Origin of the sequence: Brevibacillus sp. FIR094, assembly GCF_050477165.1 — a bacterium.
In the GTDB taxonomy this organism is placed as follows: domain Bacteria; phylum Bacillota; class Bacilli; order Brevibacillales; family Brevibacillaceae; genus Brevibacillus.
On sequence record NZ_JBEAES010000007.1, the window covers coordinates 77,117 to 100,777 of the forward strand.

The window sequence follows — 23,661 nt, forward strand, 5'->3', positions numbered from 1 at the left end:
CTATTTCCCCTTCCTTTTGTCGATCAGTTCGGCACCCTTGTCTACGGAGAGAACTCCCTCCTTGACCTCCCTCAGTAATTCCAGAAGGGATTCATCATCATCGCTTTCTTCCATAGATGCAAACTGATCCTGTTTTCTTTGTTCGAGAAAATCTACAAACATGGCAATCGTATAGTAGGAAAACAAATGTGCGACGCTAATCTCGCTATCCACTTGTTTTACAATTTGCGCATGCATTTTGAGCAACAGCAGGGAATTCCCTCCCAGCTGGAAAAAGCTGTCGTGTACCCCCACTTTTTCGATTCCCAAGATTTCTTTCCAGATGGTAACCAGCTGTGCTTCCTTCTCATTTCGTGGGGCTACATATTCAGCATCGGACGCCTGTTGCTCATCCACTTCAGGCAGTTGCTTGCGATTGATCTTGCCCCCTGCTGTCAAAGGCATTTTTTCAATGCTGACAAAAAAGGAAGGGATCATGTGATCAGGAAGCCGTTCGCTGAGATAACCACGCAAGTCACTTGCGGTCAATTCCTGAGAATTTGATACGTAGTAAGCGCACAATCGAGCCTTCTCTTCTTGAAATAGCACGGCACACTCTTTTACTAGCGGATGGGACAATAGCACCTCATCAATCTCGCCCAGCTCAATTCGGTGCCCGCGTACTTTTACTTGATGATCGATGCGTCCGCAGAACTTGATATTGCCATTCGGCAGATAACGCCCAAGGTCGCCTGTCCGGTAAAGCTTTTGATAACCAATTTCCGGATAAGGATTGTCAACAAAGCTGGCAGCTGTTTTCTCAGGATCGTGCAAGTATCCGTGCCCCAAGCACAAGCCCGTTATATAAATCTCCCCTTGTTGTCCATCCGGAACTAGTTTGCGATTTGAATCCAGCAGCAGAATTTTCGTATTGGCTATCGGCTTTCCGATCGGTATCGGTCCCTGATGGGTATGGTCGATCTCAAAGTAGATGACACCAATAGACGTCTCCGTCGGACCGTACAGATTCGTGATACGTACGTGGGGAAACCGCTGAAGAAACAGATACACGGTGTGAGCCGTAATTTCCTCTCCCCCCAAGATCAGGTGACGAATCGAAGAAAGTGAATCGTGTATGTCCTGCCGTGTTTCCATTTGATCCACCAGCAGGTTGAAGACCGACGGCACAAAGTCCGTGATCGTAATCTGATAAGTTGAAATGGCGTGCAACACTTGATCGAGTGTCATCTCAAATTCAGGAATCGGCAATACCGTACGGCCCCCATGCAAGAGCGGCCAGAAAAGTTGCCAGACCGAACTGTCGTAGTGATGGGGAGTCGTCTGGAAAATGGCATCCTGCTCCGAACAACCGTAATGTTCATCCATCCAGCGAAACCGATTGAAAATACCGATATGAGGAATGACAGCTCCTTTTGGTTTGCCGGTGGAACCAGATGTATAGATCACATAAATCGGATCGTCCACATCAACCTGGACATGTAAGTCCCCTTCTTCCCGGATATCATCCGCATCGACGATTACAGCACGTGTCCATTGTACGAATGATGGTTCCTGACGTATTTCTGGTCCGATCAGCGTCACTGGACAATCCAATTCATCCAGTAGCTGCTTTTTCCGTTCGTTCGGACTTTGCACGTCCAACGGGACAAATGCCGCACCTGTTTTCATCACGGCTAGCAGAGAAATGACCAAATTCAAGCTACGATTCATCAAGACCGGAACATAACTTCCTCTTCCAATGCCGCTGTCCTTCAACATGCGTGCAAGGCAATTGGCTTTGCCATTTAGTTGAGCATAGGTAAGGGTTTGGTTACCAAACACAGCTGCTGTTAGATGAGGAGTACGCGCTGCCTGTTCCTCGATCAGTTGATGAATCGGCTTTGGAGCAAAATGAGAAACGTCCGTTTGATTGCGGGTATACAACAGATCAGTCCGCTCTGCTTCTGTCAACATATCGATTGTGTGAACCAACCGCTTGGGATCGGCGACCACTTCACGAAGAATTTGTAGATAATGGCTGATCATGTGTTCGATGACAGCCTCTTGGAACTGCTCGCCCGCATACCGTACGCGACCTGTCATTCCATCTTCTGTTTGCTTCAATGCAAATACCACTTGCAGGGACAGGCCTTCTAAAGCAGCAATATCTTGCATGTTTTCTAGTACGAAAGCTGTATCCAGCAGTGTCATCAGATCGGTGTCGGATAGATCAAGCCATTGCATCATTTGCGAAAACGGATAGTTCTGATGCTCAATTGCCTCTTTGACCAGCTGCTTACCCTCTTTCGCCACATCTGCAAAAGTAGCTTCTTGATGCATCCGTACACGCAGCGGCAGTACCCGATTCCAAGCATTAGGGGGAAGCGGATTCTGAAAGACGGGCGTGAGAATGATCATGTCGTCTGTCTGCTTATACCGATTTAGCATGATTTGAAACGTCGACAGAAGGAACAGGTAGAGCTTCATCGGATGATGATCGCAATGGGCCGCAACGGCAGCGTTCAAATCATCTGGAAATACAAAAGATATTTCTTTTGTCTCCTCCCCATCGCCTTTTTTCTCCGTCCCTTCGGTTGGAAGGAGGGAGAGCGTCCACTCCCCCTGTAACTTCTCGTGCCAGTAGTGCTCCTCCCGGCTAAATTTTCGACTGGTTAGCAGAATGTTTTGCGAAATAGTAGTCTCCATATGCCCTCCCCCTCTTACTCACCGCTTGCTCTAAAATTCAAAATCCCAATCGACGCCCTGTGCTTGAATAAGGGCTACCTCACGGGTCAATTCAAAGTCATGCAGGAGGCGCTGGGGATCTTCCATCACCTGCTGCAACAAGCTCTTGAAGTCATTCACAAACTGTTCCATCGTTTCTCTTCTAAACAGGTCGCTGCGGTAATCTAGCTTACATGTAAGTCTGTCGAAAACAGGGTAAGCCGACAGATGAAGGTCAAGCTTAGCCGTGTTGTTTTGCAGTGGATAGTTTTTGACGATCATGTCCTCAAGCTCCAGTTCCCCTTCCGGATTGTCCATGTTTTGCAGGACGAAGATCGTATCAAAAAGGGGCTGACGACCTGTATTTGGCTCAAGACCAAGAGTCTGGACAAATAGATCAATCGGGTAATCCGCTTGTTCAAAAGAGGCTAGCGTATGCTCTCGGACCTCCGCAAGAAACTCGCGATACGTTTTCTCGCCTTTTGGATAAGTGCGTAGGGGAATGGTGTTGATAAACATCCCTATTACTTCATCAAACTCTGCAAAATTACGCCCAGCTACTGGAGTTCCGACAACGACATCCTCTTGGCCGCTGTATTTGGCAAGCAACATGTTGTAAACCGACAACAGCACCATGTAAAGTGTCGCATGTTCCTTTGTTGCCAGGTCCTGCAACCGTTGCTGCTCCTCTACCGATATCTCGAACTCAATCGTCTCACCAGGAAACGTAAGAGATTCTGGCCTTTCGTAATCAGTCGGAATCGATAGAAGTGGAGCCGGGCTGGTAAACAAGTCTGCCCAATAGTCAGCTTGTAGCTCGCCTGACTCAAGTGCAGCTTCCTGCCAAACAGCAAACTCTTTTTGCTGAACTTCCAATGGAGGAAGTGTCACGCCTGCATAGAGACGAACGAAGTCCTCTACGAGAATATCCATGGATACACCGTCTGAAACGATATGGTGCATGTCGAACAACAAGAGATGCTTTTCCGGTGCAATCCTGATTAGCCCTGCACGCAGCAAGGGCGCTTGACGCAAGTCGAATGGCCGTACAAATGTTGCTAGGCTGGCATCCAACTGCTCTGCACTTGCTTCGCTCACTTCCAAACGGAACACTAGCGAATCATGTACAATTTGAACCACTTGCCCATCTATATAATCAAACGAGGTACGAAGAGATTCATGGCGGTCAACCAATCCTTGAAAAGCATGTTCTACCTTCTCACGGCTCAAATCACCCTCGATGAAACGGGCAGCCGTAATGTGAAGACTTGTGTCAGCTGGATTCAACTGCTGAAGAATAAAGAACTTGCGCTGGGCAGCCGTAACAGGATAGTACGATCTGGTTTCGACTAGGAATCGTGTTTTCATAATCGTCTTATCTGCTCCATCAATCACCTTGCCAAGCTCCTGAATAGTTGGGTGATTAAACATGGTTCGCAGTGGAAGGTGTACGCCAAACTGCTGTGCAACCTGCGTAGCCACGGCGTTGATTTTTAACGAGTGTCCCCCTAGAGCGAAGAAATTGTCCCGAGCGCTGATTGTGTTTGGATCGAGCTGTAACACATGCGCCCAGATGTGGGTGAGAGCTTTCTGGGTCTCGGTTGTAGCTGACACAAAAATAGATGTGTCTACCCGATCCTGTATGCCAGGCTTCGGTAAAGCCCCTCTGTCCACTTTTCCATTAGGGGTAAGTGGCAATACGTTTTGTTTTACATAGTGCATCGGCACCATGTATTCCGGAAGCACAGTAAACAAATAATCACGCACATCTCGGGCAGAAAATTCCTCCAACGGAACGACATAGGCACATAAGTACTTTGCACCCGTTTCCTCTGAAAGCGCCAAGACGACTGCATCCTTGACGGCAGGATGTCTGCGCATAACCTGTTCAATCTCACTCAATTCGATTCGGTAACCTCGAATCTTGACTTGATTGTCCATTCTTCCGAAGTACTCAATATATCCGTCCTCCGTGATCCGGCCTACATCACCCGTTCGGTAGAGGACTTGATAGTCAGGGTCTTCTACCCAGCTGGCATACGGATTTGCTACGAAAACCTTTTGCGTCCGTTCCTCATCTTTGTAGTAGCCGTACCCAACTCCCGGACCGGCCACACCTATTTCTCCTTTTACGCCTCTCGGGCAGATACACTGATTTTGATCGAGTATGTAAATATGAGTGTTCTGGATCGGGATGCCAATGGGAACGACAATCTGCTGATCGCTGGGCATTTCACGGATAATGTGGTGAGTAATATCATCGGATGCTTCCGTTGGCCCGTACATATTCACCAATGGGATTTCCGAATAGCAGGTAAACCAGCGCCGCACCAGAGGAGCAGGCAACTCTTCTCCCGTCACTGCCATCCACCGCAGATCTGGGAAGCTGCGTTCTGATTCGGGCCATTCTTGAACGAGATCAAGCAGCACGGAGAGCAGAGATGGTACCACTTCCGCTACCGTGACGCGATTGGATCGCAGTACGTTATGAAGGGCCTGCGTATCCATAACCGTCTCTGTATCGACCACTTGCACAGAGCCACCCACCAGTAATACAGCCAGATACTGCCAAACAGAAATATCAAAGCAAAGAGAAGCTGTTTGCGCGACAAGATCATCCTCGCAGAGGGATAGATCGTTGATTTTCGCAAAAATGTGGTTAATCATTCCACGATGGTGCACCATAACGCCTTTCGGTTGTCCAGTCGTGCCAGATGTGAAGATGATGTAAGCCAAGTCTGTTCCCGCACTCTCCCGATCGATGTCCTCTCCCGAAAGTGACTCAACTGATTGATCGGATTGACCAAAGACATAGAGATACTTCAGCTCAGGTGAGGATGCTTGAATCGACTCCAGTCCATCTAGCAAGTCGGGCTGAGTTATTATCCCTGCAATCTCACTCTTCTGCACGATGTACAAGATCCGATGCTGCGGATAGTCTGGATCAATCGGTATGTAGGCTCCCCCCGCCTTGAACACAGCAAGAATCGCAATAAGCGTATCCACGTTACGCTTCATATAGATACCGATCTTCGTGCCAGGTCGTAATCCTTGCTTGATAAAGTGGCGCGCGAGTCGATTGGATCGTTCGTTTAATTCTTGAAAGGTTAAGGTTGTTTTTCCGTCTGTCACCGCTTTGCGATGAGGAGTCTTTTTTACTTGCTCCTCAAAGAGGCGATCAAAGCTATGATCGCGCGGAAAATCAACCCTGTTGTCGTTGAATGAAAGCACTAACTCGCGAACCTCTTCCTCAGATAAGCACGCTATCTCAGCGATCTTCTGATTCGGTTGCGTTACGATAACCTGATAGATACGGACCAAATGCTCCATCATCCGTTCCATCATAGGTAGTTGGTATCTTTGCCCCACGTAACGCACGAGTAATTCGAGCGAGTTTCCCTTTTTAAAAAAGAGGAACTGCAACTCGCTCGAAACCTGTTCCAGGCTGTCCTGATCATGAAGGACGTCCAATAAGCAAGTCGCCTCAAAGAACGGTGTGCTGTTCCCCTGCTGCGGTACTTGCAGTTCCTCGATCACCCGCAAGATTGGGTAGTTCTGATGTTCCACAGCGGCATTTAAGGTCTGCCGAACTTCTTGTAGCAGCTCCTTGATGCTCCATTCCGGGAGTACCTGATGGCGCAAGGGCAATAGGTTGTTCAAAAACTCACCCGGCTCTGTTTGACGAAAGATGGCCGTTCCAACGCATATGTCCTGATGTCCCGTATATTTGGACAACAAGATGCCAAATCCACTCAGCAAAGCCATGAACAGACGCTGATCCGAGCCATTGCTCAAATGAATCAGTGCCTTGCTCAGCTCGTCCGGAAACACGATGGTCAACTCACGAAGTTCAGACTGACGCTGAAACGAGGCCCGAGAGTCTGTTGGAAGGTCGAGTGAATGAAATTCTCGAGAGAGGTTCTCCATCCAATAGTCTTTTTCGCGATCAAACTGCCCACTGGCCAGCAAGATGTTTTGTGCAGTTATCGTTGTCAAGCCAATCCCTCTTTTCTGTCCGTCATGTATTTCTTAAAAAGCAAAGTCATCGTCGTCCACTTGTCCCTGCGCTACTTGTACTACTCCATGACCGATCTGAAGTTGTCCGATGGTTCGGTTCGGGTGGGTTACCATTTGCTCCAGAAGAATGACAAAGTCTTGGGCCATCTTCTCGATTGTTCTTCTGTGATACAAGTTCGTGTTATATTGCCAATGCATGCATATGTGATCCTCAGCCTTAACCACTTCCAAAGCCAAATCGAGCATGGCAGCTTTGCGTCTGAACTCGTACGGAGCAAACTCGATTTGATCGAGACGGACCTTTTGCTGCTCTGCTGCATGATGCAGGGTCAGCATGGCGTCAAACAACGGGTTTCTTGCTGGATCGCGAGTCAATTGAATCTGGCTTACGAGTTGATCGAATGGATAGTCTCCATGCTCAAAACCGCTTAGCACGTTTTGCCGTACCTGCCCGATATACTCTTGGACGGTCAATTCTTTCTTCGGCCAATTTCGCAAGGCCAAGGTGTTAACAAACATTCCTACAACAGGGGCAAACTCCGCACGTTGTCTACCATCCATGTCGCAGCCGATGACGATGTCTTCCTGATTACTGTATTTGGATAACAAAGCAGAATAGACGGCCAAAAGAAGCATGTACAGCGTCGTAGAACTCTGACGGGTGAACGAGTCAAGTTTTTCCAACCACTCTCCAGACAGCTCTGTCAACAACTCGTCGCCATCAAATGTCATGGTTTGGGGGCGAGGAAAATCTGTCGGGATTGTCAACGGTTGCGGCTGCTCGGAAAATGCATCCAGCCAGTAGGCTTCATGCTCGGCCCAGCCGATCTCGGAAGATTGTTCCGCTTGCCACCAAACGAATTCCTTGGCCTGGACCGACAATTCTGGCAACACCTGTCCTTGGTAAAGGTTACAAAACTCCTCAAGCAAGATGGACTTCGATATGCCATCTGAAATGATATGGTGCATGTCGAAAATCAACAGATGCTCCTCTGATGAAAGCTCAATGAAACCGATACGAAGTAAAGGAGCTTGCTTTAAATCGAATGGCCGGAAAAAGCCTTCGATTGCCTTTTCCACAGCTTCTTCATCTGCTTTCCATGTCTCGATCTGCACAGACAGGTCACTGTGTACTTTTTGTTTCACCTGACCTTCAATCAAATGAAACGAGGTGCGCAACGCCTCATGTCGTGCGACGAGTTTATCCGCAACGTCTTGAAGACGCCCTGTATCAAGAGAACCGTTGATCTGCATAACTCCCGGTGTATGATAGCTGGTAGCATCTTCTTCCAACTGCCACAGCAGGTAAAGCCGCTCTTGTGCTCGCGTAACAGGGTAATATTCCTGATCTGAGAGCAAAACGATCGGTTTTTGCTCCATCTCTTGGAGACTGCCTGTGAGTCTTGTCGCCAAACCTCGAATCGTCGGCGCATCAAACAGGTCGCGCATGGAAAGCTTCACTTGAAAGTCACTTTCAATCCGAGATAAAAGCTGAATGGCTTTCAGCGAATGTCCTCCCTGTCCGACAAAGTGATCAAGTACACCAGGGGATGGAATCTGTAAAACATCCGACCACAACTCAGCCAGCTTTTGTTCAATAGGATTTGCCGGAGGCACGTAATCACTACTGACGCCGGGCTTTACAGCAGGTAAAGCTTTGCGATCGATCTTTCCATGCGGGGTAAGCGGCATCTCGGGCAGTTCCATAAAGTAACTCGGGATCATATATCCGGGGAGCCACTCTAGCAGGTGCGCACGAAGCCCATCTGACTGAACGCCACCCTTTTGCCCTACATAGTAGCAAGCCAGTTCGGTCATGCCCATTTGATCAGTTATAGCCAATACAGCTACCTGATTCACAGCTGGATGCTGAAGGACGGCGCGTTCCACTTCTTTCAGTTCCACACGATAGCCGCGCACTTGAACCTGATCGTCCATCCGCCCTAGATATTCAAATACGCCCGTTTCGCTGAGTAATCCGACATCTCCCGTACGGTAAAGGCGCTCGCCGGTAATGGGATGATTGGTAAAAGCTTTCTCGGTCAGCTCAGGCTTGCCCAAATATCCGTCGGTGATGCCAATTCCTCCGATGCAAATCTCGCCCTTGACATCTGGGGGACAAATTTCCCCCGTCTGTCCAAGGATGAACATATGAGTATTGGCAATGGGAACACCAATAGGAATTCTGAGTGTTTCTTCAGCAGGCTGCTCTGTGCAAAGATAGACAGAAGCGTATATCGCTGATTCGGTCATCCCGTAAATATTGGCGATTCGTGCAGTACGGAACAGTCGATTCCATTCGCGAACCAGGTTAGCTGTCAGTGCTTCTCCTCCATTAAATACCCACTTCAAATGGGGCAACGGGTCTGGTTCATTACGAGAATGCACATGAGCCAGAAACACATTCATCATCGCTGGAACGAACTGGGTGACTGTAATACGCTGCTCTCGCAGCCAGTCATACAACGCTCCCGGATCTTTGCCGTCTTCCTCTTTCAAAATAGACAGCTTTGATCCAACCATCAGCGGCCAAAACAATTCCCACACCGAGTCTGTAAAAGAAATCGAGGTTTTTTGGGCAACAACGTCTGTCTCGCTTAGTGGAAAAGTCTCCTCTAGCCAAAACAACGTATTCAGGACCTGTTTGTGCGTAATCATGACGCCCTTTGGTGCACCGGTCGAACCAGATGTGTAGATGACGTAAGCAACATCATCCTCTGAACCTGCCGAAGCTACCGCCTCATCCTTTTGACCGCGAATGTCTGACGCTGTATAGACCTTGTATCCTTCGTGCTGGAAGGAAGTCTCGTCCAAACAAATGATCGTTTCGATGCTGTCAGGTAGATCCGGTATGATTTCATCCAGATAAATGGATTCTGTTACAAGCACCTTGCAGCGACTATCCTGCAAAAGATACCGAATTCTAGCTCGGGGATAATGCGGATCAACCGGGACGTATCCCCCACCTGCTTGGAGGATTGCAAGAACTGCCGCTACCATACGGGAGCTCCGGTCTGCGAGAATTCCTACGAGTTGCGAAGGAACTACACCCGCATCTTTTAGGATACGGGCTAGCTGGTTTGCTTCCGCGTGTAGTTCTGCGTATGTTCTTTCTCGATCCACCTCTACCACAGCGACTCTATCAGGCGTTTTTCCCGCTTGCCGGGCGAACAGTTCAGCGATTGTTACTTTGTTGCGATACGGTTTGTCTGTCTGATTGACTCGGGTTAACAAGTTCGCTTCATCATCAGTGAGCAGGTTAAACTCGTTCAGATCCAGATCGAGATGCATACGTCCATTCATTGCGATTCTTCCCCTTTTTAGGTGGTGGTGAAAAAATCCCGCAAACGGTTAATTCCCTCGTTATACTTGGCGGCAGAGTATGAGAGGCGCAGTGTGTTCGGGATGCCAAAGTCAGAACCCGGTACGGTTGCCACATGTGTAGCTTCGAAAATTTGCGTAGCCAACTCAAGAGAGGTACTGATGCCTTTTCTCTTCATAAATGCTTCGCAATCAAGCGTGAAGTAGAAGCTGCCTCTCGCTGGCAGAGCACGGACATCCTCTACATTTTGGAAAGCATCGATCGTGTAGTCCCGACGACCTTTGTACAGTTGGACCAAATGATCAACCTCATGCTGGTAATCAAGCGCAGCCATTGCTCCGAACTGTACAACCGGGTCAGCTGTGAGCAGTGTATGGTGCTGAATGACCGTCAGTGGCTGCACCAGCTCATCCGGTACGATCGCATATCCGACACGTCTGCTATACATCCGATACGCTTTGGAGAACGCATCCGTTGTGATGAACGTAGACTTGGTATTTTTCAGCTGCATCACGGATTCGCACTCGTCATCGAAATAGGTATTCGCATAAATTTCGTCATTGATGATAGCCGCACGACCGTCTACGATGCTGTCGATTGTATACAATTCGTCTTTTGTAAGAATATTTCCCAACGGGTTTCCTGGCGTGTTGATCACGACCACTTTCGTCTTGTCTGTAAAATTCTCTTTAAACGACTCCACATCTAGTCTCAATGTATCCATATCAATTTTGTAGTAACGAACTTTCGCACCGACTAAGAGCGCGCAGAAATGGTAGAGCGAGTAGTACGGAAGTGGCAACAACACTTCATCGCCCTCTTTAAGCAGGAGGTAGAACAGGTTACGGAAGAGTGTGCTGGTACCGACACTGATCACGAAATTCTCCGGTTTGATTGACACATCGTATTTTGTTTTATAGTGGGTCGCGAGCTTATCTTTCAGCTCTGGCAGCCCACCTGGATATACGAGCGAATATTTTTCAAAGCTGTCCAATGCCTGTTGCATGGAATTGATAATTTCGGGATGCAGCGGCATTTCTGACTTCCCAAGAGTCATGCGGATTGCTTCTCCACCATTTCTCTCAAGCTCATTTGCCATCTGGTCCAGTACAAACATCAAAAAGCGTTCATCGTGAAAATTAATAGAGGATCTGATTTCCATATTTTCCTACCCCTTTTACTTTATTTTGGATTTATCTGCTAACATTTTTAGGATTTTCACATAGCGATCCGAAAGCGATTCAACATATGCCGTCTGAAGCATAGAGGGATCATAGGTAAAAACGACATGGATACCTTCCGAAGTTTCTGCTACCTGAAGAACTAACGGACTTCCGGCCATTTCTGGCTCAACCGAACGTTTGACTTCACGTTTCCAAGCAGCTGACTGAGCTTTGAACGGAATCGTCTGGTTGACAAAAAGTGTCGGCCATTCCATGTGTGTCGTCGCTTGCCAGTGCTCTGACGGATACAACGCGAGCGTTTGCATCTGGGCACGGACTTGCTTCGTTTGATCCAATAATTGTGAAAACGAACTGATCGTCTGCATATCGATGGTGAGCGGTACGATGTTGTCAAAGTTGCCTAGCGTTCGTTCCAGCACATCTTGCGTCCGATTCGTCGTCACTACCCCAAGAGTCAAACTCGGCAATTGGGTGACCTGTCGAAGTAACAACAGATAGGAGGCAAGCAAGATATCTCCCATCTCCTGATTGGAATGAGTAGCTACATGCAGCAAATCAGCGTGATCTATCGGGTCGATATATTGCTCGACATGTCGCGTCGCTACCCCACCCGCACCAAATGGTTGAGCAGAATGTGGATTTGCTACTGTCAACCACTCGTGACGCTGGGCCTCGAGATGTCCGTAATAAAGCATTTTTTTCTGCCAAACAGCGAATGCTTCGTAGCGAGGCTGTTCTTCCACAGCCGGCTCATACCCTTCTGCAATCGCCTGATACAGAGCCTCCCATTCTTCTAGGAGAAGCCCAAGACCTCGCCAATCACTAAAGGAGCTGTGTAGACTTCCAATCAACCGATAGCGATCTTGAGCCAGCTTTATCAGTTCAAAACGTGCCAAACTTCCTGCTTTGTCCTTAAACGGCCTCTTCTGCTCGGCAGCCAATCGTTCTCGCAACCATATCGTTGCCTCTGCCTCGCTTTTATCCTGTAAATCACATAGCGCAAGCGGAATCGGTTCGGAAAAGCCTTGAGGCGACAGCAGAGGGAATCGTCGCACGAGAGCTTGCCATGCTTGCTGCATATACGACAGTTCGATTCTGCTCCGAAGCTCGATGTCAAAGCATCTGACAGCCACAATCCCATCTTCTTGTTCCTGCTTGAGCAAACGTTCCTGAACGAAGGAATAGCTGGGCGTTGTTTCCGAATGAAACTCGCCTAAAATCGGCTTAGGTCTTTCTACAGCTGATTTCCCGTTTGTTAAAAGTAGGTACGGGGCATCTGTCAGTTGCAGATTACTTCCTGCCCGGTCTGCAAAAGAAACGGGTATGCCGCACGCTATCAAGGTGTCGATCCGTTCGGTCAGGTTCGCTACCCAATCCTCGATTTGGTAAACGCCAGAACCATTTTTCATGAGCTCGCGTTGTTCTAGCGAGTTCTCCATCCGAGGCTCAACTAACTGGATGCTACTCTCTCTCGCTTTACCAAGTGTGATGATGCTGGCTTGCGATTGCCGATCCAGATATTTCTCGTGAACACGGTAGCCCATGAACGTAAAGAACGACAGTGCCTTTTCAGCATCTGATGTAAGCAACCGGACAACAGATCGCTGATCGCTGCTTTGCCATTTGTCATGCGTCATGTTCTCGCTCTCTACAAGTTCAATCAAGCCAACCGATTCCAGAAAGAGAAAGGCAACGAGTCTATGATTGAAAAGTACCGCTGGCTTTGGTGCGCTGACCAAATCGTATTTGAAGCCACAATTAACTAACATTTTCAAAAAATGATCAATATTGGAAACAGAAAAACATAGATGGTACGGACCCGTCCCCTTCTCTTCCAACAAACGAACGCAAGGTGACGTTTCATCGACAGGCGCGATTAGCTCGATTGGCACACATCCCGGTTTCATGCACATCGAAAGATACACGTTTTGTTCTGGATCATGCAGGGAATCGCTTGCATCAAATCCGAGAGTACCATACATGATTTGAGCCGGACCTAGTTCTGGAACTGCAACTCCGACATGATGAAGGCAGTTCATCACGCCCTCTTTTTCTGTTTGGTGATGTATGATCTCAACATCATCCAACCGCTGTTTCGGATGCTTCAGAAGCGCTGCGAGTACAAGCAAATAGTTGTCCGCGAAGCCTTCCATTGTCTGCGCTTTAAACAACTGGGTATCGTATTCAAGCACGCACCTGAATTGATCAGCGAGTGGTGTAATATCCAGCTTAAAGTCAAGCTTCGACGTCTTCGATTCATGCGGAACCTCTTCAAATTGCACGTCACCCACTGTAAACTTCACTTCTTGCTCCCGCTGGTTATGGAAGATCAGCATCGTATCAAACAATGGATTTTGCGTTTGCTGGATGCCGGCGGCGCTACGAGCAACGATCTCTTCAAACGGATACTCCTGATGTTCGTAGGCCAGTAACAGACTGCGCTGAACCTCTTGTACAAAATCGGTATACACAAGATCGGCACGAGGACGATTGCGTATCGGAAGGAAGTTGATAAAGACACCGACGATTCGCTCCAAATCGGGATGGTTTCGTCCAGCTACCAGTGAACCGACAACGAAATCTTCCTGAGACGTGTATTTCATCAACAACACGTAATAAGCTGACATCAAAACAGCATGGACAGTCACTTCGTTCTGCTTAGCAAATGCATGCAAATCACCGTACGTAGAATCAGTAAGGAAGAACGTATGGTGATCCCCCTGGAATGTCTTCACAGAAGGACGCGGGTAATCTTGCGGAAAAGACATGAGCGGGACTCGGTCGCTGAAAGTATCCACCCAGTATTTTTCCTGCTGATTCCACTGCTCGCTCCCCCGCTTTTGCCACTGCCAAGCGGCGTAGTCCTTGTACTGAATTGGCAGTGCAGGCAACTCTTCACCCACATACAATCTAGCAAAGTCTTCCATTAACACGTTCAGGGAAATGCCATCCAAAATAATATGATGAGAGTTGAACAGCAGATAATGCTGAGTGGCTGTGACCTCGACTAGGCAAACCTGTAGGAGAGGTGCTTTCGTCAAATCAAAAGATTGCCGGAAGTCTTCCATCAGTTCGTCCAATGTCTTGTCGTCGCTATGAATGGTTTTGATCTCAAATGGCACATTGTCGCTGATGTATTGATACACTTCTCCATCCTGTACCGCAAACGAAGTACGAAATGCTTCATGCCTTTGGATGATTTCCGTAAACACACTTTTCACTCGACTTAGATCCAGATGACCGTTCACCGCGATTACACCGGACATGTTATAACTGGTGCTTTCCCCTTCTATCCCATGCATCACGAAAATTCGTTTCTGTGATGAAGAAGCCCTGTATCTCTCGGCTTTACTTACCTGATCAATCGGCGCGTAGGATATCGGCTGTCTACCCCTGATGCGGTCAGCTAATTGTCGAATGGTCGGGTTCTGGAATACATCCCTGATCGTGATGTCTGTTTTACTCTCTTTTTGCAATCTGGTCACGAGTTGAGCGGCCTTCAGCGAGTGGCCTCCTAGCGAGAAAAAATGATCGTGCACGCTTATCTTTTCAACTGCCAAAAGTTCTCGCCATATTTGTGCCAATTGTTGCTCAAGTTCATCTGCCGGGGCCTCTTGCTTTCCCGTGCGATACTGCGTGTAATCCAGACGTTGCAAGGCAGTCTTGTCTACTTTTCCACTCTGCGTCCGAGGCAACGCATCAAGATGGACAAAAAAGGCAGGTAGCATGTAGTCAGGCAGATAAGTCAGCACTGCTTCTCGCAGAACGTGTTCCTCAATCGGATGCATCGAAACCAGACATGCAACCAAATAAGGATCACGCTTTGACTCCTGAATGGCCACTACCGCTGCTTCCCGGACACCAGGCTGACGGCGCAGGACAGCTTCTATTTCCTCCAACTCAACGCGGTTGCCACGAATCTTGATCTGAAAATCCTTGCGACCAAAATATTGCAGATGCCCTTCATCCGTCCAGCAAGCCAAGTCTCCTGTACGATAAAGCCTGCCATACGGGGTCAGGATATAGGACGCTCTGGTTCTTTCCTCATCAGCGATGTAACCCTCCGTTACTCCCATCCCGCCTACGTACATTTCCCCTATTACCCCTTTGGGCAACAGATGAAAATCTTGGTCTAGAAGAAAGACACGAACGTTGTAACTCGGATGTCCAATCGGAAGCGGGTTTTCAAAAGGCCCTTGTCTCGGTACACAATAACCAGATGCCGAAATACTATTTTCCGTTGGGCCATACAAGTTGTACATCTGCGCTTGAGGTAGCATGGCTGCATGTCGTTCCACTAACGAAGAAGACAACATCTCTCCTGTACACAACACTTTTTGAATCGAATTCATCGAGCCATCAGCACGTGGTCAAGCAAAGCGTGATACATCGTAGGGACGACGAGTATCAAGTTTGCCTGTTGGCTATCGATGGCAGCCGCGAGCTTTTGCGGGGACTTGTTTTCATGTCGCTGCAACAAGCAAAGGGTACCGCCGCTGATCAGCGTGCAGAAAATCTCGACAACCGATGCGTCAAAAGTCAACGTGGCGATCTGCAACGTTCTCGTCTGCTCTCCGAACCCGACAAATTCAATGTGCCACCACAGAGCATTGATTAATTGATCATGCTTTACACGCACACCTTTTGGCGTACCTGTCGAACCAGAAGTAAAAATGGCATACGCAGTACTCGAAGGTGCCGCTTTTCGCTGTGGTGTTTGAGTTAACTCCTGTGCCCAGCATGCTGGTTCATCCAGAAGAAACACCCTTGTTTGCAAGTCAGCGACGAGTTCCAGATAGCTGCCCTCTGTCACAATCAGACTAGGCTGAATCTGGCTTACGATCTGTTCGATTCGCGCTTTCGGCAAGTCTGGATCAAGCGGGACATAGTAACACCCAGTTTTGAGGATAGCCAGCAGTGCAGTAATCATTTCAGGGGAACGATCACACATGATAACTATCGGTCGGCCTGCATCTGTCACCTCCTTTTGCAGAGCCCAAGACAGGCGATTTGCTTGCTCTTGTAACTCCTTGTAGGTCACAGTCTGCTTTCCTTGTACAAGCGCAACTGCATCCGGTGTTTTTTCTGCCACTTGATCAATCAACTCGTGCACGCAGTAGTTACTCGGAACTGGCACGACTTTCATCTGTTCCTCAATCATCTCGTGCCGCTCACGATCACTGAGCAAGGTAAGATCACGAATCTCTTGATCCGGATCAGCGGCAATCTGCTCAAGAAGGCTCAGATAGTGAAGCGCCAGGCTTTCGATTTCCTTCGCTTGAAACTTCCATGCCTGATAGTTAACATGGACTGTCCATTCATCACCTGGTGTTACTTCCAGCACCATTGGATAATCGGTTGTTTCATGTGAAGTGATGTTCTCCAACTCGAAGTCAAGTTCCAATCCGGCCAGCGTCTTGTCGATCGGATAGTTTTGGAAAACGAACAAACTGTGCGCCAAAGGGGTTTGTGCGTCCATCTCTGAGCAGTTTTTCAACTCAACTGCTGGTACGTACAAATGCGGGGCCATCTGGTGCTGTTCTTCCATCATGACACCCAGCAGATCTTTGACTGTTGTCGTTTCTGTCCGATTGACTCGGAGCGGATACGTCTTGATGAAGAGGCCGACGATTTCCTCTACTCCGGTGAGATGGGCAGGGCGTCCGGCGTACGCCACTTCAAAAAGAGCATCCCGCGTATCGCTGTATTTTGCAGCAAAATACCCCATGCAGCTTGCAGCACTGTGCTGATTGTCACACGGTAACGCTTGGATGTTTCCTCCAATGTCTCCGTAAGCGTTTGACTGAGCCGAAGATGATAAGAAGAATACCGCCTCTCTTCGTTACGATCCCGCATATAGGGAAGCGGTGTAGGAGAGCTAATTCCTTGTAAGGAATCTTTCCAATACGATAACGATTGTTCTTTCGATGCTTCTTTGAGAAAACGCAGATACTCCTTGTATTTCGCCTTCTGTTTGATCGCAGGGGACAGCCCCGAGCACAATTGTCCATAGGCTGTAAATATCTCTCTTAGGAGAATGCCGGAACTCCATCCGTCCATGAGAATGTGATGAAATGACCATATGACTTCATAACGATACAACTCCATCCTTACTACTTGAATGCGAATGGTATTGCCCAACTCAAGCGAGAAGGGTGTTTGCTTGTCATGCGATAACAAGACAGACAGTTTTCTTTCCCGCGCTCCAGATGGTAACTCGCACCAATCGAAATAAGGGATCTCCAATGTCTTTTGCTTGAGAATCAGCTGGACAGGGGCTTGAAGCCCCTCCCAGCGAAAAACCGTACGAAGCATTTCATTAGCCTCAAACGCCATCGTAACAGCCTGCGTAAACAACTCCAGCTGAAACTTGCCACGAAGGGTTAGCCGATGCTGTTCGAAATACAAATTGGAATCCTTTTGGAGTCGGTAGTAAAACAGCATGCCTTCCTGCGTTGGACTTAACGGCAAAATGTCAGCTATATTGTTTTTGTCGATCTTGTTCATCACAATTTTTCTCTCCTGACTCCCTTACCGAACAGCTTCACTCGGCAGGTTTTCCACGATCTCCCCATCTGCATCCACGTACGGCAAGCCATTGTGTTTGAACACATGGTCGAGACAATACATCTCTCCCTGCTTGTAGTCCAAAATCATCAGGTCTTCTGAACGAGTTGGAATTAATTCCTTCAACCGCTCTGGAAGATAGTCTGGCCCGACTGCTTGATGCCATTTCAAAACAATTTTTTCAGGGCGCTCAGCTGTCGGATAAAAACCACAAATCTCTAATTTTCCAAAGTCGTGTGAAGTAAGAAGTACCCCTTTTTTCTCCAAGCCACCCAGATTACGTTTGGACTCGGCCACATTCCGGAACGCCTCATCCAGTGGAATGGCATACTGCTCGACTCCCCTGACTGGCATAAACACTGTCAAATAATACGAAATGATTCGATTATCGAGAAACTTGCGTTGCAAGTCGATCAAGGTCTCGACAGAATCGTTTACTCCGCGAATGATGGCAGGCTGTCCGCGAATCTGTACACCAACAGATAGCAGCGCTTGTGTTGCTTGGATCGAAACGTCGCTAATTTCCCCGGGATGGTTGAACTGGGAAATCACACTTACCTGCTTACCGGGTGTCTGTCTAACTTGGTCAAAAAACGCAAGCAGCTCTCCATCAAGAAAGCGAGCCGGATCATAGGCCAAAGCCTTGGTTGCAAAACGTACGAGTCGAATACTCTTCACACTCAATAGAGTGCTAATCAGCTTGATTAAGTCAGAGCTTTTACGGAAGGAAGCTGGATCTCCTCCAGTAAAGAGGACATTATCGATGTACGGATGAGCTTCCAAATACTGCACTGCTCTTTCTGCTTTTTCCATAATATTGGTATATCCAATATCCTCATGGCGGATTTCGTTCACTTTATAGCAGAACTGGCAGTTGGCAATACAAAAGTCGTCGATGTGAAGCAACAATGTCTTTTTGTACTTATGTTGCAGGAATGCTGTTTCATCCTGACGGTACGACTTGTTACCATACGGATCAAAGCGCCCTTTATAGGGTTTCTCTCCCGGTGGCGGAAGCACGATATTGATCATCTGGGTGCGATAAGGCTCTGATTGACTCGCAATCAACTCGGCATAATAGCGAGTCACCTTAAATGGCATGTAAGACTGCTCCAGTAATGCACCACGTTCTTCCTTCTCTGCTTCTGTAAAGCCGACAATTGTTGCGAACTCCTCAAATCCTTTTTTTCCCATTAATACCTTAACACTCAATGTAATCCCTCCCGTTCATTCATAAACACTCGTTATCTTTGCTTTCTCGAACACTCGGTTAACCAAACAGCAAATCCAGTTCTTTTTGTGTCAATTCCACATCTTCGAAATCCGATGGAGTAAATTCCGGGACGTCCTGACTGCAGCAATGATCAATGAGCTGCTCCAATTCACGGAAAAATAACTCGAGTAACTTCTCCATGGTCTCCTCGCGATACTTTCGCAAGCTGTACGTAACAGAAACCTGGAGTTCTCCTTGACGAATGAGAGCAGCCACGTCAAGCAGTGCTGTCAAATGATTACCCACTCCGGCATCAACCGCCAAGTTTCCTCCCATGAGAACCAGATCATCATTCAGTTGATTATCAACGGTTCCCAGATAATTGAATCGAACATGGGACTTTTCCTCTGCCGCGAGCAGATGAGGCTTTAGCCAACCAAACCCAAGCCCACCCATTGGAATCTGACGCAATTTCTCCTTTACTGCTTTTAAGTGATCAGTCCGATTGGATGGATTCGTCTCGAACAGAACAGGATACATGCTGGTAAACCATCCTACTGTTCTGGTTACGTTCTTCGTATGAATAGCAGACTCACGCCCATGCGACTCCATTACCAGCAAGAGACGCTCCCTCTCAAACACATCACATAATGTCCGGGTAAGCGCGGCAACCAAAAGGTCTTGGGGACCCGTGTTGAACATTCGATTGGCCGTTGTCAACAGTCGCGACGTTAACTCGGCTGAAAGTGTGCGTGTAGATGTAGCGCTGTACTCTACCAAGTCTTCGCCAAAATCGTAATCCGTAGGAAGTTTGTCTTCCGGGATGGAAAACATGTCCCAATATGCTCTTTCTTTGATTGCCTGATCCGACTGGTAATAGGCGGAGACTTCCTTTATCCACGCTTGCATCGAATGTGTTTTATCAGGCAAGGCGATCGGCTCATTCCGTTTTAGACTGGCCAAGGCACTGATCAAATCTTCCAGGAGAATCCTCCAGGAGACACCGTCCACAACAAGATGATGAGCCGTCAGAAACAATCGTTGAGGTCGATCGGGACCTAATTCAAATAAACAACCGGTAAACAGCAAGGATTCTTCCAGCTTGAAGCTCACAGCGCAAGCTCCCATCGCCTCAAGCATCCTACTCTCCTGTTCTTCTTGCGGGAAGGAAGAAAGGTCAACACAAGACACTGACACTCGGTTGGTAAGGTGGCGCTCATTGTAAAAGAGCTTCCCTTCTTTTGCAGAGTAATTGAGTCGCAAACAATCGTGATGGTTAACCAGAGCAGATAGACTCGCTTCAAACTCCTCCAGCGTTACTTTTTCTTTGCTTTCAAGGAGCAACGACTGGTTCCAATGATCAGCATTGCGGAACTGTTGTGACAGAAACCAAGAAACGATTGGAGATGACGGCAACTCGCCAGTACACGGCTCTTGTGAGATCTGTTCCACTCCCCAGCTCCAGTCACTTCTCGCTTTTAGTTCTGCAATCGTGTCATAAATCAAGATGTCTCTTACCGGAATCTTGATTCCTCGCTGATGCAATCGATAGGAAACCTGAATCGCCTTGATCGAATCCCCCCCTAGTTGGGAAAACGGGTCATGTAGACCAAATGGTGAACGACCAAGCACGTCCTCATACACTTCAACCAATAGCTTGTCAAACTCGTCACGAGGACTGGTTTCATCCTCCGCACCTTTTCCTTCAATGACAGGTTCGGGAAGCTGTTTTCGATCTACCTTGCCATTTGAGGTCAGCGGAAACTGTTCAAGCGGCACGATTTGCGAAGGAATCATGTAGGCGGGCAATCGACTTGCCAGTTCTTCGCGGAGCTCTTTTTCCCGGAAAGATGGTTCCGTGATCAAATAAGCACAAAGGTACTTACGCCCCCACGTATCCATGCGATCGATCACCACTGCCTCACGCACAGAAGAATGACCAAGTAGCTGCTGTTCAATTTCCCCCAATTCAATGCGGTAACCATGAATCTTCACTTGATAGTCAGCCCGCCCCAGATACTCCATGACTCCATTTGGCAGATAGCGAACCAGATCGCCCGTCTTGTACATCACTTTACCTGGCTGAAACGGATCGGGTAGAAAACGCTCTTGCGTCAATTCCTCGCGGTTAAGATACCCCCGTGCCATACTATCTCCCGAAATGAATAGCTCTCCTGTTGATCCAATCGGGATTGGCTTCCCATATGAATCCAAGATGTAGAGCTGCACGTTACTGATCGGATGTCCAATCGGCACAGATCCCTCGACATCGGTCTCTGGATCGTATTGATAGATCATGCACCCGACTACCGTCTCGGTAGGGCCATACTCATTGAGAATTTCGATTTGTCCGTTCCATTTCGCATGTATCGCCTCAGCCAAACTCACCTTCAAGTCCTCGCCGCCCACAATCACTCTTTTTACCGTAGTAGAAGGCAGATCGATTTCTTGCAGCAAAAACAGATGAGCAGGTGTCAGCTTTACAACATGGGAGCGCCCATCACGAAAGATGCGCGATAGCACAAACTCTGAATCGGAGTTCGGATAGATAACCATCCGATTTCCCTTTACCAGCGGGCAAAAAATGGACGTTACCGTCAAATCAAATGCCAATGAAGAATAAAAAGCAAACGCTTCTTCAGGACAGGAGAGATATCTGTCTTTCGCCCACGAAATATAGTTGACTAACCCTCGATGAGTAACCATGACGCCCTTCGGATTTCCGGTGGAGCCTGATGTATAAATGACATAGGCCAAATCCTCTGGCTGATTAACCGATTCCAGGATTGCCCCATCATTTAGATACAGGGACGAATCACCAAGCTCCAAGATTTCTTTGGACCACGAAATAACGTCTGTTCGCGAGGTGTGACGAAGCAACAGGTCCGCTCCAGAATCCGACAGCAGGTATTCGATGCGCTGAGAAGGGAGTTGAGGATCAATCGGAATGTAAGCCCCGCCAGCTTTTAGCACTGCCAACAGCCCGATGATCATCTCTGGCGAATGATCTGCCAGCAGCGCAACAATAACGCCAGGGCCAATTCCTCGGTTTCGCAACGACTGAGCGAGTCGATTCACTTGATCATGCAATTCCTGAAATGTCAGCATACGTCCCTCTGACTCCAATGCAACTCCCTGTGGCGAGCGTTTTACTTGCTCTTCAAACAACTGGACAACTGTCTTCTCGCTGGGATAAGAAGCAGCTGTATCGTTCCACGTTTTAAGTTGTAGTGCCAACTCTTCGTCAGCAAGGAAGTTCAGATTGGACAGTGGTACTTCTGGATTCGCGATCATTTGATTGAGCAGCCTTACAAGATGATCCGCGATTCGATCAACATCATTTTCCGTGTACTCGGCGATCTTATAATCCATTTCCAGCGTCAATCGTTCATCTGTAGCCCATTCCCTGATAATTACTTGGAGCGAATACAGCTGGTGACCGTTGTAAAACTCCTCATTCGTTACGGAATACCCGCCAATGGTGAAGGGCAGCTGCGTGCTGTAATAATTTACACAAATCTGAAACAGGCTGTCATAGCCATGTTTCTTCAATTCCAATTCTTGAGCCAGCAAATCGTATGGATATTTCTGATGAAAAAAACAGGAAGTCAATTCCCTGTTGACATGTTTAACATAATCGAAGGCATCCATTTCCATCGGAACTGCCAGACGAAATGGCATGGTGCTGGTGAACATCCCGAATATTTTGCGCTCCACTTTACCTGAACGGTTTAACAGAGGCGTACCGATCACGATTTCTTCTTGCCTCGTACAACGCTGAAGGTAAAGACTGACGAGAGCTACAAACAAGGAATTAAGCGAGCATTTCATCTGGTCTGCAAACTGGCGTATTCTTGTCGAATCTTCACGGTTGAATGCATAGACTTTGCGCTTGCCTTCGCTCGTATCTGTTGCCTTTTGTAATGTCGTGATCACAGGCAAGCTCTGAAACTTGTCCCGCCAGTATCGCTTGTCCTTTTCAAATCTCTCAGACTGAGAATAGGCATGCTCCCTGTCGACAAATGCTTGATAAGCGTGTTCATCTCCTACGTGAACGGTACCGCCAGCCAACAACGTGTCATAATAGTGAGCAATTTGTTCAGTCATAATGGAGATGGACCAACCATCAGCAATCAAATGGTGAAACTTTACAAAATATCCCGCTTCTTCGTCACTCAGTTGAATCAGACAAAAGTAGAATAGAGGCTCCTGTCCGATCGAAAACGGCTTTGCAAACAAAGCTTGAAGGAATTGTCTGCACCGATCAGAGGCATTCGGTTCCTGTCTAAAATCAAAGACCTGCAATGGCTGCGGTTCATACTCTCCAACAAACTGAAGGACTGTTTCTTCTTCCTGATAGTTGAGTCGTAAAGCATCGTTCTTTTGAACGAACAGGTGAATGGCCGCTTCCAGTACTTCCAGTTTCACCTTTCCTTGAACCCGCACCACCCCCCCTAAGGTATGGATAGGAAGCTGTGGATGTAATTTTTCCGTATACCAGATACGCTTTTGTGGATGACTTAAAGGATATCCCATCTTCGATTGCTTCTTATCCTGGCGCAATGCATATCCCCCCTTTCGAAATTGTGCAGATGTAATCACAATTCGAACATGGTAAAAAATCTTTTTAGTTACAAATACTTCCAATACCAACT

The 23,661-nt window shown here is 47.8% G+C and carries 6 protein-coding genes and 1 pseudogene; all 7 read right to left on the reverse strand.

Features of this window, described 5'->3' with window-relative positions; genetic code table 11:
* The 7 genes and pseudogenes from edeJ to edeP all read right to left on the reverse strand — a co-directional run bounded on the left by edeJ (window position 1) and on the right by edeP (window position 23,569).
* On the reverse strand, window positions 1–2,685 hold the full coding sequence (gene edeJ / locus ACQ5DJ_RS07615; protein ID WP_429841913.1) for an edeine non-ribosomal peptide synthetase EdeJ: 2,685 nt from the start codon (window positions 2,683–2,685) through the stop codon (window positions 1–3).
* 30 nt (window positions 2,686–2,715) lie between these two features.
* A complete protein-coding gene (edeK, locus tag ACQ5DJ_RS07620) occupies window positions 2,716–6,699 on the reverse strand; it encodes an edeine non-ribosomal peptide synthetase EdeK (protein WP_429841914.1) in 3,984 nt (1,327 codons plus the stop codon).
* 33 nt (window positions 6,700–6,732) lie between these two features.
* On the reverse strand, window positions 6,733–10,023 hold the full coding sequence (gene edeL / locus ACQ5DJ_RS07625; RefSeq protein WP_429841915.1) for an edeine non-ribosomal peptide synthetase EdeL: 3,291 nt from the start codon (window positions 10,021–10,023) through the stop codon (window positions 6,733–6,735).
* 17 nt (window positions 10,024–10,040) lie between these two features.
* A complete protein-coding gene (locus ACQ5DJ_RS07630) occupies window positions 10,041–11,204 on the reverse strand; it encodes a pyridoxal phosphate-dependent aminotransferase (RefSeq protein WP_429841916.1) in 1,164 nt (387 codons plus the stop codon).
* Between the two features lie 15 nt (window positions 11,205–11,219).
* Window positions 11,220–17,733 (reverse strand): annotated as a pseudogene (gene edeN / locus ACQ5DJ_RS07635) (edeine non-ribosomal peptide synthetase EdeN).
* A gap of 24 nt (window positions 17,734–17,757) precedes the next feature.
* A complete protein-coding gene (locus tag ACQ5DJ_RS07640) occupies window positions 17,758–19,005 on the reverse strand; it encodes a lysine 2,3-aminomutase (protein ID WP_017249074.1) in 1,248 nt (415 codons plus the stop codon).
* A 58-nt stretch (window positions 19,006–19,063) separates the two neighbouring features.
* Entirely contained in the window at window positions 19,064–23,569 is a 4,506-nt protein-coding gene (edeP, locus tag ACQ5DJ_RS07645; RefSeq protein ID WP_429841917.1) for an edeine non-ribosomal peptide synthetase EdeP, read from the reverse strand.
* Window positions 23,570–23,661: the final 92 nt, after the last annotated feature.